The sequence below is a fragment of the Sphaerisporangium viridialbum genome (genome assembly GCF_049674955.1).
In the GTDB taxonomy this organism is placed as follows: Bacteria; Actinomycetota; Actinomycetes; order Streptosporangiales; family Streptosporangiaceae; genus Sphaerisporangium; species Sphaerisporangium viridialbum.
In genome coordinates this window covers 3,829,143-3,843,100 of sequence record NZ_CP187232.1, presented here as the reverse complement: position 1 = coordinate 3,843,100, position 13,958 = coordinate 3,829,143, and the positions used below count along the sequence as shown (strand labels likewise).

14 protein-coding genes are annotated in these 13,958 nt (G+C 70.5%); 3 read left to right on the top strand and 11 right to left on the bottom strand.

What is annotated here, in order from left to right:
* Nucleotides 1-50 precede the first annotated feature (50 nt).
* From ACOZ38_RS16910 to ACOZ38_RS16860, 11 genes are all read right to left on the bottom strand, one after another.
* Entirely contained in the window at nucleotides 51-1,721 is a 1,671-nt protein-coding gene (locus ACOZ38_RS16910) for a DEAD/DEAH box helicase (protein WP_424531704.1), read from the bottom strand.
* Between the two features lie 341 nt (nucleotides 1,722-2,062).
* Nucleotides 2,063-2,425 (bottom strand): metal-sulfur cluster assembly factor, encoded by a 363-nt coding sequence (locus ACOZ38_RS16905; RefSeq protein ID WP_405147873.1) that lies wholly within the window; start codon nucleotides 2,423-2,425, stop codon nucleotides 2,063-2,065.
* Between the two features lie 70 nt (nucleotides 2,426-2,495).
* Nucleotides 2,496-2,933: a Fe-S cluster assembly sulfur transfer protein SufU gene (gene sufU, locus ACOZ38_RS16900; protein WP_405147872.1), complete on the bottom strand. Its 438-nt coding sequence runs from the start codon at nucleotides 2,931-2,933 to the stop codon at nucleotides 2,496-2,498.
* 3 nt (nucleotides 2,934-2,936) lie between these two features.
* Nucleotides 2,937-4,199 carry a cysteine desulfurase gene (locus ACOZ38_RS16895; RefSeq protein ID WP_424531701.1) on the bottom strand — a complete coding sequence of 421 codons (1,263 nt, stop codon included), beginning with the start codon at nucleotides 4,197-4,199 and terminating at the stop codon, nucleotides 2,937-2,939.
* A complete protein-coding gene (gene sufC / locus ACOZ38_RS16890; RefSeq protein ID WP_424531700.1) occupies nucleotides 4,196-4,942 on the bottom strand; it encodes a Fe-S cluster assembly ATPase SufC in 747 nt (248 codons plus the stop codon). The genes ACOZ38_RS16895 and sufC overlap by 4 nt, the downstream gene beginning before the upstream one ends.
* Nucleotides 4,943-5,281, bottom strand: a complete 339-nt coding sequence (locus ACOZ38_RS16885; protein ID WP_424531698.1) for a non-heme iron oxygenase ferredoxin subunit — start codon at nucleotides 5,279-5,281, stop codon at nucleotides 4,943-4,945.
* A complete protein-coding gene (sufD, locus tag ACOZ38_RS16880) occupies nucleotides 5,278-6,399 on the bottom strand; it encodes a Fe-S cluster assembly protein SufD (RefSeq protein ID WP_405147865.1) in 1,122 nt (373 codons plus the stop codon). Before sufD ends, ACOZ38_RS16885 begins: the two co-directional genes overlap by 4 nt.
* Before the next feature lie 2 nt (nucleotides 6,400-6,401).
* On the bottom strand, nucleotides 6,402-7,814 hold the full coding sequence (gene sufB / locus ACOZ38_RS16875) for a Fe-S cluster assembly protein SufB (RefSeq protein WP_405147863.1): 1,413 nt from the start codon (nucleotides 7,812-7,814) through the stop codon (nucleotides 6,402-6,404).
* Nucleotides 7,811-8,587, bottom strand: coding sequence for a helix-turn-helix transcriptional regulator (locus tag ACOZ38_RS16870; RefSeq protein WP_405147861.1), 777 nt, complete (start codon nucleotides 8,585-8,587; stop codon nucleotides 7,811-7,813). Before ACOZ38_RS16870 ends, sufB begins: the two co-directional genes overlap by 4 nt.
* A 104-nt stretch (nucleotides 8,588-8,691) precedes the next feature.
* Nucleotides 8,692-10,029 carry a multidrug effflux MFS transporter gene (locus tag ACOZ38_RS16865; RefSeq protein ID WP_424531695.1) on the bottom strand — a complete coding sequence of 446 codons (1,338 nt, stop codon included), beginning with the start codon at nucleotides 10,027-10,029 and terminating at the stop codon, nucleotides 8,692-8,694.
* A 141-nt stretch (nucleotides 10,030-10,170) separates the two neighbouring features.
* Nucleotides 10,171-10,950, bottom strand: coding sequence for a VOC family protein (locus tag ACOZ38_RS16860; RefSeq protein ID WP_424531693.1), 780 nt, complete (start codon nucleotides 10,948-10,950; stop codon nucleotides 10,171-10,173).
* Between the two features lie 270 nt (nucleotides 10,951-11,220).
* Here ACOZ38_RS16860 and ACOZ38_RS16855 point away from each other — a divergent pair, with 270 nt between their 5' ends.
* From ACOZ38_RS16855 to ACOZ38_RS16845, 3 genes are all read left to right on the top strand, one after another.
* Entirely contained in the window at nucleotides 11,221-12,135 is a 915-nt protein-coding gene (locus tag ACOZ38_RS16855; RefSeq protein ID WP_424531691.1) for an ABC transporter ATP-binding protein, read from the top strand.
* Nucleotides 12,136-12,259: 124 nt separating this feature from the next.
* Nucleotides 12,260-12,973: an ABC transporter permease gene (locus tag ACOZ38_RS16850; protein ID WP_424537032.1), complete on the top strand. Its 714-nt coding sequence runs from the start codon at nucleotides 12,260-12,262 to the stop codon at nucleotides 12,971-12,973.
* A gap of 63 nt (nucleotides 12,974-13,036) precedes the next feature.
* Nucleotides 13,037-13,948, top strand: a complete 912-nt coding sequence (locus ACOZ38_RS16845; RefSeq protein ID WP_424531689.1) for an EamA family transporter — start codon at nucleotides 13,037-13,039, stop codon at nucleotides 13,946-13,948.
* The last annotated feature ends 10 nt before the right edge of the window (nucleotides 13,949-13,958 follow it).

The following is a 13,958-nucleotide window of genomic DNA, read 5'->3' as shown; positions in this document are numbered from 1 at the left end:
CTTCTCAACGATCAGCCGGTCTCAGCCGGGCCGGCCTTCCAGAAGGAAGGTCAGCGGCCGTAGCCGCGACCGCCGGAGCGGTCGGACGAGCCCGTGCCCGAGCGGCCGCCGCGGTAGCCCGAGCCGCGCGTGCCGGGCGAGCCGCGGAACTCGCCGCGGTTCTCCGGACGACGCTCGGGACGGCCGTCGCCGCGGGACTCCGTGCCGCGCGTTCCCGAGCGGTAGCCCTCGGCCGGACGCTGACCCTGGAGGCCGCCGTCACGGCGCTCGCCGTCCTCGCGGGAACGGTCGTGGAACCGGCGCGGACGGCGGTCGCCGCCGCCGTGCCCGCCACCCTCGCGGCGGGGGCGCTTCGCGGCCGGGGCGGCGGGCTCCCACACGGGGATCTCCACGCCGCTCGGCTGCTGGGCACCCGCCACCTCGGCCAGGCGCGGGTGGCCCGGCGTGGCCTTCAGGCGGAACGGCTCGACGCCGGCCCTGCGGGTCATCGACTCGGTGGAGCGGCGCTCGTTCGGCAGCACGAGGGTCATGACCGTGCCGCGCTCCCCGGCGCGGGCCGTACGGCCGCCCCGGTGCAGGTAGCTCTTGTGGTCCATGGGCGGGTCCACGTGCAGGACCAGGCTGACGTCGTCCACGTGGATGCCGCGGGCGGCGACGTCGGTGCAGACGAGCACGCCGATGGTGCCCTCGCGGAACTCGGCCAGGATGCGGGTGCGCTGGTTCTGCCGCTTGCCGCCGTGCAGGCCTCCGGCGCGGACGCCGACCCGGGCGAGCTGCTTCACCAGGCGGTCGACGCCGTGCTGGGTGCGCACGAACATGATCGTGCGGCCCTCGCGGTTGGCGATCTCGGCGGTGATGGCGAACTTGTCGTCGCGGGTCACCTGGAGCACGTGGTGCTCCATCGTGACGACCGACGAGGTGGCCGGCTCCAGCGAGTGCGTCACCGGGTCCTTGAGGAAGCGGCGGACGAGCTTGTCGACGTCGCCGTCCAGGGTCGCGGAGAACAGCAGGCGCTGGCTGTCGGAAGGAGTCTGCTCCAGCAGGGCGCTGACCACGGGGAAGAAGCCGAGGTCGCACATGTGGTCGGCCTCGTCGATCACGGTCACCCGCACGTCCTCCAGCGAGCACTCGCCCTGCTGGATGAGGTCGGTGAGCCGCCCGGGAGTGGCGACGACGATCTCGACGCCGCGGCGCAGGGCCTCGATCTGCCTGCCCATGGACATGCCGCCCACGACGGTCTTCATGCGCAGGTACAGGCCCCGGCCGAGGGGCTCCAGGGCGTCGGTCACCTGCATGGCCAGCTCGCGGGTGGGGACCAGGACGACGGCGAGCGGGCGGCGCGGGGCCGCCTTGGTGCCGGCGACGAGGGCCATGGTCGGCAGGCCGAACGCCAGGGTCTTGCCCGAGCCGGTCTGGCCCCGGCCGAGCACGTGGCGGCCCGAGAGGATGTCGGGGATGGTGGCCCGCTGGATGGGGAACGGGCTGGCGATGCCCTGGCGGGCGAGGCCCGTCACCAGGGGCTTGGGGAGGCCGAGAAGGGTGAACTCCGACGGGCCGGCGGGGGTCTCACCCGTCGTCGCCTCGGCGGAGCCGGCGGGAGCCGCGGTCACGGGGCCCGTGTTGCCGGACACCGCCTGGTCCGGCAGCGCGGTCGGCGCCGCCTCATCGTGCCCGGCGCCGGTCAGGGCGTTAGCGGGCATGGCGGCGTTAATGCTGGTCACGATATGTCGTGCCTTTCGATCGAAGAGACATGGCACGTCACTTCTGCGAAAGGACGAGCCGGGGCGTACGGCGTGCGCCGTACTGGAACACATGGGCGTCCGGGGGGACGCCGAGTGGTGCGTTCATCGCGACACGCGAGCACCACTCATCATGGGCGACACGGAGTCTAACCCAACCTGGTCGGGCCGCGATCAAGCGGGTGCGGCCACCGTCCGGCGGTCAAGCGCCGGACACGGCCGTACCACAGTCGAGCAAGGGCCGGGAGAGACGCCCGTTGAACGTCACGCGCAGAACCCGGCGGATGGAACGCCGTCCCGGCGGTGACCGGGACCTTAGATGATCAGACGTTGAAGCCGAGCATGCGAAGCTGCTCGCGCCCATCATCAGTGATCTTGTCAGGCCCCCACGGGGGAAGCCAGACCCAATTGATCTTCACGTCGGAGACCATGCCCTCCAGAGCGGAATGTGCCTGCTCCTCGATGACATCGGTAAGCGGGCAGGCCGCGCTGGTCAGCGTCATGTCGAGGGTCGCGACCGGCGCCGCGCCAGAATCTCCGGCGTCAAGATTCACACCATACACCAAGCCGAGGTCAACAACGTTGATTCCCAGCTCCGGGTCGACGACGTCCTTGAGGGCTTCGAAGACCTCTTCCAGCGTCGTATCACCGTCGAACCCGGTGGGGGTCTCCACGGGCTTGCTCACGCCGCCTCCTCGCCTATCGCCACTCCGGCCACCCGCCTGCCACTGCCATCGACACGCTCTTCACGTGCGTTCACGCTGAGCTCCTCACCACCGCGTCCTTGTAGGCCATCCAGGCCAGCAGGGCGCACTTGACCCTGGCCGGATACTTGGCCACGCCGGCGAACGCCACGGCGTCCCCCAGCACGTCCTCATCGGCCTCCACCTGGCCCCGGCCCTGCATGAGCCGGGTGAACTCGTCGACGACCACGAGGGAGTCCTCGACGGTCGATCCCGTGGTCAGCTCGTGAAGCACCGACGCGGCGGCCTGGCTGATCGAACAGCCCTGACCATCGTAGGAGACGTCCTCGACCTTACCGCCATCGCCCAGCTTGACCCGCATCGTGACCTCGTCGCCGCACGTGGGGTTCACGTGGTGGACCTCGGCGTCGTACGGCTCACGCAGGCCCCGGCCCTGCGGGTGCTTGTAGTGCTCCAGGATCAGCTCCTGGTACAGCGACTCGGCGATCATGTCTTACCCGAACACCTTCTGGACGTGGTGGAGGCCTCGGACCAGCGCGTCGATCTCGTCCGTGGTGTTGTACAAGTAGAAAGACGCCCGCGTGGTCGCCGGTATTCCGAAGCGCAGGTGCAGCGGGCGCGCGCAGTGGTGCCCGACCCGCACGGCGACGCCGAACTGGTCGTCGAGGATCTGCCCCACATCATGGGGGTGTATGCCGGGGATCGTGAACGAAAGAGTGCCACCGCGCTCCTCGGCCGTCGTGGGACCGATGATGCGCAGCCCCGGGAACTCGCCCAGGGCCGACAGGCCGTAGACCGTGAGCTCGTGCTCGTGGCGCTGGATCTCGTCCATGCCGATGGCGGAGAGGTAGTCGACGGCGGCGCCGAGCCCTATCGCCTCGACGATCGGCGGCGTGCCGGCCTCGAACTTGTGCGGCACCGGGGCGAACGTCGAGTGGTCCATCCAGACCGCCTCGATCATCTCGCCCCCGCCGAGGAACGGCGGCATGGCGTCGAGCAGCTCGTGCCGCCCCCACAGGACCCCGATGCCGGACGGGCCGACCATCTTGTGCCCGGTGAACGCCACGAAGTCGACCCCGAGCGCCGCGACGTCGACGGCCCGGTGGGGCACCGACTGGGAGGCGTCCAGCATCATCAGCGCGCCGACCTCGCGGACCCGCGCCAGGACCTCGGCGACCGGGTTGACCGTGCCCAGCACGTTCGACTGGTGGACGATCGACACGATCTTCGTGCGCTCGCCGACCAGGTCGTTCAGGCCCGAGAGGTCGAGACGGCCCTCGTCGGTGACGGGGAACCAGCGCAACGTCGCGCCGGTGCGCTGCGCCAGCAGCTGCCACGGCACGATGTTGGAGTGGTGCTCCATCTCGGAGATGACGATCTCGTCGCCCGGGCCGAGCTTGAACCGCTCGTCGGTGTTGGTGGGGTTGCCGAAGGCGTACGCCACGAGGTTGAGCGCCTCGGAGGCGTTCTTGGTGAAGATGACCTCGTCGCGGGCCGGAGCGCCGATGAAGGCGGCGACCTTGTCGCGCGCGCCCTCGTAGGCCTCGGTCGACTCGCTTCCCAGCACGTGCAGGGCCCTGCCGACGTTGCTGTAGTGCTGCTCCAGATGGTCACGCATGGTGTTGATGACCAGTGCGGGCTTCTGCGAGGAGTTGCCCGAGTCAAGATAGACCAGCGGCCTTCCGCCGGGCAGCTCGCGGGAGAGGATCGGGAAGTCCTTCCTGATCCTCTCCACATCGAACATGCTGTCTGTCATGCACTCGCCTTCGTGTAGTGCTCGTAGCCCTCGGCCTCGAGCTTGTCGGCGAGCTCGGGCCCGCCCTCTTCGACGATGCGGCCGGCCGCGAAGACGTGAACGAAGTCCGGCTTCACGTAGCGCAGGATGCGGGTGTAGTGCGTGATCAGCAGCACGCCGGTGTCACCGGCGGCGCCGAAGCGGTTGACGCCCTCGGAGACGACGCGCAGGGCGTCGACGTCGAGGCCGGAGTCGGTCTCGTCGAGAATGGCGATCTTCGGCTTGAGCAGCTCGAGCTGGAGGATCTCGTGGCGCTTCTTCTCGCCGCCGGAGAAGCCCTCGTTGAGGTTGCGCTGGGCGAAGGCGCTGTCGATGGACAGGGCGTCCATGCCGGCCTTCAGCTCCTTGGTGAACACGCGCAGCTTCGGCGCCTCACCGCGCACGGCCGTGACGGCGCTGCGCAGGAAGTTGGACACCGAGACGCCGGGCACCTCGACGGGGTACTGCATGGCGAGGAACAGGCCCGAGCGGGCGCGCTCGTCGACCGTCATGGACAGCACGTCCTCGCCGTCGAGGGTCACCGTGCCGGAGGTGATGGTGTACTTCGGGTGACCGGCGATCGCGTAGGCGAGCGTCGACTTGCCGGAGCCGTTGGGGCCCATGAGGGCATGGGTCTCCCCCGCGCGGACGGTCAGATTGACTCCGCGCAGGATCTCCTTGTCCTCCACGGCGACATGCAGGTCACGAATTTCCAGGGTGGACACTTAAGACTCCCCATTTTCGTCATTGTCAGCGCTGTCGAGCGAGACGAGCACGTCATCGCCTTCGAGCTTCACTCGGTAGACAGGGACCGGCCGCGTCGCGGGCGGGCCGGTGGGCTTGCCGGAGCGGATGTCGAAGCACGAGCCGTGCAGCCAGCACTCCAGCGTGTCGTCGTACACCTCGCCCTCGCTCAGCCTCACCTCGGCGTGCGAGCACACGTCGTGCAGGGCGAACACCTCGCCGTCCTTGCGGACGAGCGCGACGGGCTTGCCCTCCACCTCGACGCCCACGACGCCCTCTTCGGGGAGGTCGGTGAGGGAGCAGACCTTCACGAACGTCATCGCGCGAGCTCCGCCTCCACCGCGGCGAGCACGCGGTCGCGGATCTCCTCGACCTCGATCTTCTCGATCAGCTGGGCGAAGTACCCGCGGATGACCAGGCGGCGCGCCTCGTCGTACGGGATGCCCCGCGCCTGGAGGTAGAAGATGTGCTCGTCGTCCATGCGGCCCGACGCCGAGGCGTGGCCGGCCCCCGCGACCTCACCTGTGAGGATCTCGAGGTTGGGCACCGAGTCGGCGCGGGCGCCGTCGGTGAGGATGAGGTTGCGGTTGAGCTCGTAGGTGTCGGTGCCGGTGGCCTCGACGCGGATGATCACGTCGCCGATCCACACGGCGTGCGCCTCATCGCCCTGGAGCGCGCCGCGGTAGTCGACGTTGCTCCGGCAGTCGGGCACGCTGTGGTCGACCAGCAGGCGGTGCTCGAGGTGCTGGCCGGCGTCCACGAAGTAGAGGCCGTTCAGCTCGGCGTCGCCGCCGCGCCCGGTGTAGGACACCGACGGCGACATGCGTACGAGGTCGCCGCCCATGGTGACGACGAAGCTCCTGAACGTCGCGTCCCTGCCGAGGTGGGCGTGGTGCTGCGAGACGTGCACGGCGTCCGGCGCCCAGTCCTGCAGGCTGACGATCTTGAGCGTCGCGCCGTCGCCGACGACGAACTCGACGTTGTCGGCGTAGACCGCGCTGCCCTGGTGGTCGAGCACGACCACGGCCTCGGCGAGCGGCTCGACGACGACCACGATGTGGCCGTACGCGGCGCCGCCGCCCTCGCCGCGAAGGCTGATCACGGTCGCCTTGGAGGTCACGGCCTCCTTCGGCACCGTGATCACGGTGGCCTTCTCGAACGAGGTGTACGCCTGGACGCTCACGCGGTCGGTGGGCACGTACGCCTTGCCGATGCGGGCGTCGTCACGTCCGACGGTCTCGACCGAGACCTCCGGCGCGGCCTCCACGTGGACCACGACGTTGCCGGTGACCGGCGCCGTGCCGTCGTGCAGGCCACGCAGGCGGGAGAGCGGCGTGAACCGCCACATCTCCTCGCGGCCGGTGGGGACGGGGAAGTCCGCGAGGTCGTAGGAGGACTTCCCGTGCAGCTTGGAGAGAGGCTTGGTGTCGAGGCCCATGGTCAGCCCACCGCTCCTTCCATCTGCAGCTCGATCAGGCGGTTGAGCTCCAGGGCGTACTCCATCGGAAGCTCGCGCGCGATCGGCTCGACGAAGCCGCGGACGATCATCGCCATGGCCTCGTCCTCGTTGAGCCCGCGGCTCATGAGGTAGAACAGCTGGTCGTCGGAGACCTTCGAGACCGTGGCCTCGTGCCCCATGGAGACGTCGTCCTCGCGGACGTCGACGTAGGGGTAGGTGTCCGAGCGGCTGATCTGGTCGATGAGCAGCGCGTCGCACTTGACGGTGGACGCCGAGCCCGCCGCGCCCTCCTCGATCTGCACGAGACCGCGGTAGGAGGTGCGGCCGCCGCCCCGCGCGACCGACTTGGAGATGATCGTCGAGGAGGTCTTGGGCGCGAGGTGCACCATCTTGGCGCCCGCGTCCTGGTGCTGGCCCTCGCCGGCGAACGCGACGCTCAGCGTCTCGCCCTTGGCGTGCTCGCCCATGAGGTAGACGGCGGGGTACTTCATCGTGACCTTGGAGCCGATGTTGCCGTCGATCCACTCCATGGTCGCGCCCTCGTACGCCACGGCGCGCTTGGTGACCAGGTTGTAGACGTTGTTCGACCAGTTCTGGATGGTCGTGTAACGACAGCGGGCGTTCTTCTTCACGATGATCTCCACGACCGCGCTGTGCAGCGAGTCGGAGGAGTAGATCGGCGCCGTGCAGCCCTCGACGTAGTGAACGTAGGAGCCCTCGTCGACGATGATCAGCGTGCGCTCGAACTGGCCCATGTTCTCGGTGTTGATCCGGAAGTAGGCCTGGAGCGGGATCTCGACCTGGATGTTCGGCGGCACGTAGATGAACGAGCCGCCCGACCACACCGCGCTGTTCAGCGAGGCGAACTTGTTGTCGCCCACCGGGATGACCGAGCCGAAGTACTCCTTGAAGAGCTCGGGGTGCTCCTTGAGACCGGTGTCGGTGTCGAGGAAGATCACGCCCTTCTCCTCGAGGTCCTCACGGATCTTGTGGTAGACGACCTCGGACTCGTACTGCGCGGCGACGCCGGCGATCAGGCGCTGCTTCTCCGCCTCGGGGATGCCGAGCTTGTCGTAGGTGTTCTTGATGTCCGCCGGGAGCTCGTCCCAGGTGGCCGCCTGCTTCTCGGTGGAGCGGACGAAGTACTTGATCTTGTCGAAGTCGATGCCCGAGAGGTCGGAGCCCCAGCTCGGCATGGGCTTCTTGCCGAAGAGCCGCAGGCCCTTCAGGCGGAGGTCGAGCATCCACTCCGGCTCGCTCTTCAGCGCGGAGATATTGCGGACGACGTCCTCGGACAGGCCTCGGCGCGCCGTGGCGCCCGCCACGTCGGAGTCGGCCCAGCCGAACTTGTAATTCCCGAGGCCTTCAAGCTCCGGGCGGTCGGTGACAGTCACCTTCCGGTCTCCTTGCTCTCAATCGCGTTCCGCGAAGTGCTTATGGTCACGTCGGAGCCGTCTGACGTGTCTACGGTCGCGCTCCGCCGGGGGTTCATCGGTACGTTCCTCTGTGAGGCGAGGGCGCGCGGGCTCACGTGTGTCGTGCACACCCCGTCGCCGTGGGCGATCGTCGCCAGGCGCTGCACGGGTGTGCCGAGCAGTTGCCCGAACGCCTCGGTCTCGGCCTCGCACAGCTGCGGGAACTCCGCCGCCACGTGCGCGACCGGGCAGTGATGCTGGCAGAGCTGCTCGCCGCCGGACTTGGCCTGGGTGGCCGAGGCGGCGTAGCCGTCCGCCGTCAGGGCCTCGGCCAGCATGCGCACCCGCTGGTCGGCGGGCACCTCGCGCATCACGGGCTCAAGGCGCCCGACCAGACCGCTCATCTGGGATCTGGCGAACTCGGCCACGGCCTCCTCGCCCACGCGCTCCGCCAGGAAGCGCAGCGCGCTGCCCGCCAGGCCGTCGTAGGCGTGCTCGAAGGCGCTACGCCCGGCGTCGGTGATCACGAACAGCTTGGCGGGACGCCCGCGCCCCCGCTGCCCGCGAGGCCGCGCCGTGCGAGGCTCTATCATGCCTTCGGCGAGCAGAGCGTCGAGATGACGACGCACGGCCGCCGGTGTGAGCCCGAGCCGCTCGCCCAGCGCGGCGGCGTTGATCGGGCCGTGCTCCAGGATCAGCCGAGCGACGCGTGCGCGCGTGCCGCGCTCCGCGCCTTTTTCGGCGTGCGTCATCCCAGTCACGTTTTTCACAACATCAGTGTGCCGTAATTCCTTCCCGGCACACAACTGGATGTCCGGGTTGCCCGCATGTGGTTAGTCACGCAGGTAAGGCTTACCTAACCTGCGGAAACGTCCCTGGACGGCGCCTCGGAGTCCAGGGGCAGCCCGTCCCGGGTGGAAACGACCGGAGCCGCCCGGACATTCCGCGGAGCGGGGGCGGTCCTGCCGCCGAGCACCAGGAAGGCCACCAGGGCCGCCGCGGTCAGCCCGGCCATGAGCAGGGCCATGGGAAGCGCCGAACCCGATCCGCCGAGACCCACGAGCGGAGCGGCCACGGCCCCCAGCGCGAACTGCAGCACCCCGAGGAGGGCGGAGGCGCTGCCCGCGATCTGCGGAGCCTGGCCCGCCAGCGCCAGCGCGCCCGAGCCGGGCAGCGACAGGCCCACGCCGCACATCAGCACGAACAGCGACACGACCACCGCGGCCAGCCCGAGGCCGGCGGCGACTCCCGCCACCAGGCCGGCGGCGCCCGCGAGGCTCACCAGCAGGCCGGCGAGCACCAGGGCCGCCGGGGACACCCGTCCGGCGAGCCGCCCGCCCACCTGCGCCATCAGGGTGAGGCCCAGGGCGTTGAGGCCGAAGATCAGCGAGAAGCCGGTGGGCGACACCCCGTAGATCTCCTGGAGCACGAACGGCGACCCGGAGATGTAGGCGAACATGCCGGCGAAGCCGAGCCCGCCGGACAGGGCGCCCGCCATGAAGGAGCGGTCGCGGACCAGGAGGCCGAACGTCGAGACGGTGTGCCGCAGGCCGCCGCCGCTCCGCTCCCGCGCGGGGAGGGTCTCGCGCACGCCCAGCAGCACGGCGAGCAGGAGGAGCAGCCCGGCCACGCTGAGGGTGACGAACACACCCCGCCAGGAGGTCACCATCAGAAGCTGGGCGCCCGCGACCGGGGCCACGATGGGGGCGAGGCCGCTGACCAGCATCAGCGTGGCGAAGATCCGGGTGATGGCGGGACCGTCGTAGAGGTCGCGGACGACCGCGCGCACGATCACCAGCGCCGCGCCGCCCGCGATGCCCTGGAGCAGGCGTAGCCCGATCAGCGCGTTCACCGAGGGCGCGAAGGCGCACAGCAGCGAGGTCAGCGCGTAGGCGGCGACGCCGGCGAGCAGCGGAACGCGCCGCCCGCGCACGTCGCTCAGCGGTCCGGCGATCACCTGCCCCACGGAGACCCCGATGAGACACGCGGTCAGCGTGAGCTGGACCTGGGCGGCCCCGGTGAGCATCTCCCCCCGGATGGCGGGCAGCGCGGGCAGGTACATGTCGATGGACAGGGGACCGATCGCCGACAGCGCCCCGAGGATCAGCAGGAGCAGGCCCCGTCGCCGCCCCTTACTCGCCTTACCGTCACCTGAGGCCTCGACGGCCTCGTCCTGCTGGATGGTCACGGTCATGCGGTCCCCTTCAGGCGTGTGAGTGCTTGAACAGCCCACAGGGGCCAAGGGGACATGAACCAGATTAAAGACTACTTAATTCCCATATAAAGATTATTTTTCGGCATCGACGCACGCGGCGGCCTGGATGAAACCGGTCGGCTAGTGGGTGGGCTTGAGGGTGATGGCGGCGAAGACGGCGCCGAGGGGGTCGGCGATGATGGCGTACCGTCCCGCCGGGAGGTCCTCGGGACGCTGGAGGATCCTGCCGCCGCGGTCCTCGGCGAGGGCCGCCACGATGTCGCAGTCGGAGACGGCGAAGAACACCAGCCACCGCGCCTGGACCTCGGCGGGGGACCTGTCGCCCATCGCCGTCATGCCGGCGACCGGCCTGCCGTCCGCCAGCCATTCGGTGTACTCCACGCCCGTGGCGCCGGTGGCGCTACGGGATCCCCAGCCGAAGACCGCCGGGTAGAACGCCTTGGCCTCCACGACGTCACGGCAGTCCAGCTCGTTCCAGCAGTACGCGACCGGTTCGTCGACGAGTTGGGCGCCGTAGTGCCTGCCGGGCTGCCAGATCATGAACGTCGCCCCCGCCGGGTCCTGGAAGACCGCCATGGTGCCCTCGTCGAAGACCTGGACGGGCCCGACGGCGACACGGCCTCCCGCCTCCTTGACCCTCTCGGCGACGGACTCGGCGTCGCCGGTGGCGATGTAGGTGTTCCACGCCGAGGGGACGTCCTCGCCGAACGTCGGCCCGATGCCCGCCACGAGCTTGCCGCCCTGCCGGAACCGGCCGTACCCGCCCGAGTCGGGGTGGGGGTCGAACTCCGCCCGCCACCCGAACAGCCCCTCGTAGAAGGCCACCGACGTGCCGAGGTCGGTGCTCGAAAGGTCCACCCAGCAGGGCACGCCGGGCTTGTAACCGGTACGCGTCGGCATCCCGGGCCTCCTTGTCGGCGGATGTCGCGTCGCTCGCCCATGCCGTCGGCGCCCGCTCGCGTCTCGCTCGGATGCCCGCCGGAGACCGCGCCCGCCGGAGCGGACATGGTCGCGCGGCACGGGACACGGCCAGGGTCACACGGGAAGGGAGGCGCGGGAGGGGCCGGCGACGCGCCTTGGCGGGAGGCGCTCCCAACCTTTACCGCCACGCGGCACGGGGGCCGTGGTCCGCCGAAGGAACCACGTGGCGCGGTCCCTAAACTCGTCACCATGGACTCCCCAGCCGTCGCGCTCACCGACCTGGTCAAGCGATACGGCCGCACTGTCGCGATCGACGGTCTGACCCTGAACGCCGAGCGTGGCGCGGTCACCGCGATCCTCGGGCCCAACGGCGCCGGGAAGACCTCCACGGTCGAGATCTGCGAGGGGTTCAGGAGGGCCGACGGCGGCACGGTGCGGGTCCTCGGCCTCGACCCGATACGCCAGGCGGCCGAGCTCAAGCCGCGCATCGGCGTGATGCTCCAGTCCGGCGGCGTGCCTCCGGCGATCCGCGCGGGCGAGTGGCTGCGGCTGGTCTCCCGGTTCCACGCCCACCCCCTCGACCCCGGCGCCCTTCTCGAACGGCTCGGCCTCACCGAGCACGCCCGCACGCCGTACCGCCGCCTGTCCGGAGGGCAGCAGCAGCGGCTGTCGCTCGCCGCCGCCGTCATCGGCCGCCCTGAGCTGGTCTTCCTCGACGAGCCCACCGCCGGGCTCGACCCGCAGGCCAGGCACGCCTGCTGGGACGTCATCGCCGAGCTGCGCGCCCGCGGGGTGTCGACGGTGCTGACCACCCACCACATGGACGAGGCCGAGAAGCTCGCCGACAAGGTCGTCATCATCGACCGCGGCACGGTGGTCTCCGAGGGAAGCCCGCAGTCGCTCACCGGCGCCGAGAGGCAGCTGCGCTTCCGCGCGCGCCCCGGGCTCGATCTCGACGAGCTGCTCACCGCGCTGCCCGCGGGAAGCGCCGCCAAGGAGTCGCCGAGCGGCCACTACGTCATCGAGGGCCACGTCGGCCCCGAGCTCCTCGGCACCGTCACCGCCTGGTGCGCGGCCGAGGGCGTCACCGCCGACGACCTCAGCGTGGAGCGCCGCACCCTGGAGGACGTCTTCCTGGAACTCACCGGAAGGGAACTCCGATGACCGCCGTCCCCAGTCCTTCATGGAAGACCGCCGTCCCCGGCCGTACGGGGATGGGGAACGGAGAACCGCGGTGACCGCCGCCCTCGACTTCACGCCCTCGCCCGGGGCGGCGCCCCTGCCGCGCATGGTGCTCGCCCAGGCCGGCGCCGAGGTGCGGGCCGTGCTGCGCAACGGGGAGCAGCTCCTGCTCACGCTGATCATCCCGATCCTGGTGCTGGTCGGGTTCTCGGCCGCGCCGCTGCTTGAGGTGCCGGGCAGGCGCATCGACTTCGTGGCGCCCGGCGTGCTCGCGCTCGCGATCATGTCCACGGCCTTCACGGGGCAGGCGATCGGCACGGGGTTCGAGCGGCGGTACGGGGTGCTCAAACGCCTCGGGGCCACTCCCCTGTCGCGTACCGGGCTGATGCTCGCCAAGACCCTCGCGGTGATCACCGTGGAGGTGCTCCAGATCGTCGTCATCGCCGCCGTGGCGCTCGCGATGGGCTGGCACCCTCAGGGCGACCCGCTGTGGGCGCTGATCCTGATCCTCGCCGGCACGGCCGCCTTCAGCGGGCTGGCGCTGCTCATGGCGGGAACGCTGCGCGCCGAGGCCACCCTGGCCGCCGCCAACCTGGTCTACCTGGTGCTGCTCGGCCTCGGCGGCGTGGTCGTCCCGGTCACCGCGTTCCCGCACGCCTTACGTGCCGTCGTGGAGCTGCTGCCGATCACCGCGCTGACCGATGGGCTGCGCTCGGTGCTCGCCCACGGCGGCGGGCTCCCGATCAGGGACCTGCTCGTGCTGCTGGTCTGGGCGGCCGTTACCCTCGGTCTGGCCTCCCGCACCTTCCGCTGGGAGTGACGTAGACCCCCGGCATCCCCCCGACCGCACCAGCGTGTGCGAGGAACGCGAGAAGAACCCCCGATGACGCTGCCGTCGATCTCCGCGTCCGCCGGGCCGTACCGCCCGGACCGCGTCCGGCCAGGAGCCTTCGTACGGACGGCCGCCGGCGCCGTGCCCCCGTCCGGGCTGGTGATGCTGGCGATCCTGTCGGTCCAGATCGGCGCGGGCCTGGCCAAGAACCTCTTCACGCAGCTTCCGCCGAGCGCCGTGGTGTTCCTGCGCATCGCGGCGGGGGCGGTGATCCTCGGGGTCGTGGCCCGGCCCCGGCTGCGCGGCCTGACCCGGCGTGACCTCGCCGTCGGCTTCGCGTTCGGCGTGACGCTCGGCGTGATGAACCTCTCGTTCTACGAGGCGCTCGCCCGGCTGCCGATGGGCATCTGCGTGACCATCGAGTTCCTCGGCCCGCTCGGGGTGGCGGTCGCGGCCTCGCGCCGCCGGCTGGACCTGCTGTGGGTGGCGCTGGCCGCCGCCGGCATCCTGCTGCTGGCGCCCTGGGGCGACAGCGGCGGCCTGAGCTGGGTCGGCATCGGCTTCGCGGCGCTGGCGGGCGCCTGCTGGGCCGGGTACATCCTGCTGTCGTCCGCCGCCGGAGGACGGTTCCCCGGGACGACCGGGGTGTCCTTCGCCATGATCGTCGCGGTCGTCGTCATCGCGCCGGTCGGGGTGGTGACCGGCGGCTCCGGGCTGCTCAGCCCGGAGCTGATCCTGCTGGGCGCGGGCGTCGGCCTGCTCTCCTCGGTGATCCCCTACAGCCTGGAGCTGGAGGCCCTGCGCAAGATGCCCAAGCAAGTCTTCAGCATCCTGATGAGCCTGGAGCCGGCGGCGGCCGCCCTGGTCGGCCTCATCGTCCTCGGAGAGATCCTGAACGTCCGCGAGTGGGCGGCCATCGGCTGCGTGGTCATCGCCTCCGTGGGCGCCACCCGTACGTCCTGACCTCCCGCCA

What these genes read in the sequence shown, in the direction of transcription:
- sufU (WP_405147872.1), bottom strand. Translation starts at nt 2,933, where the DNA reads ATGATCGCCGAGTCGCTGTACCAGGAGCTGATCCTGGAGCACTACAAG.
- ACOZ38_RS16885 (WP_424531698.1), bottom strand. Translation starts at nt 5,281, where the DNA reads ATGACGTTCGTGAAGGTCTGCTCCCTCACCGACCTCCCCGAAGAGGGC.
- ACOZ38_RS16860 (WP_424531693.1), bottom strand. Translation starts at nt 10,950, where the DNA reads ATGCCGACGCGTACCGGTTACAAGCCCGGCGTGCCCTGCTGGGTGGAC.
- ACOZ38_RS16855 (WP_424531691.1), top strand. Translation starts at nt 11,221, where the DNA reads ATGGACTCCCCAGCCGTCGCGCTCACCGACCTGGTCAAGCGATACGGC.
- ACOZ38_RS16850 (WP_424537032.1), top strand. Translation starts at nt 12,260, where the DNA reads ATGGTGCTCGCCCAGGCCGGCGCCGAGGTGCGGGCCGTGCTGCGCAAC.
- ACOZ38_RS16865 (WP_424531695.1), bottom strand. Translation starts at nt 10,029, where the DNA reads ATGACCGTGACCATCCAGCAGGACGAGGCCGTCGAGGCCTCAGGTGAC.
- ACOZ38_RS16895 (WP_424531701.1), bottom strand. Translation starts at nt 4,199, where the DNA reads ATGACAGACAGCATGTTCGATGTGGAGAGGATCAGGAAGGACTTCCCG.
- ACOZ38_RS16870 (WP_405147861.1), bottom strand. Translation starts at nt 8,587, where the DNA reads ATGACGCACGCCGAAAAAGGCGCGGAGCGCGGCACGCGCGCACGCGTC.
- ACOZ38_RS16845 (WP_424531689.1), top strand. Translation starts at nt 13,037, where the DNA reads ATGACGCTGCCGTCGATCTCCGCGTCCGCCGGGCCGTACCGCCCGGAC.
- sufD (WP_405147865.1), bottom strand. Translation starts at nt 6,399, where the DNA reads ATGGGCCTCGACACCAAGCCTCTCTCCAAGCTGCACGGGAAGTCCTCC.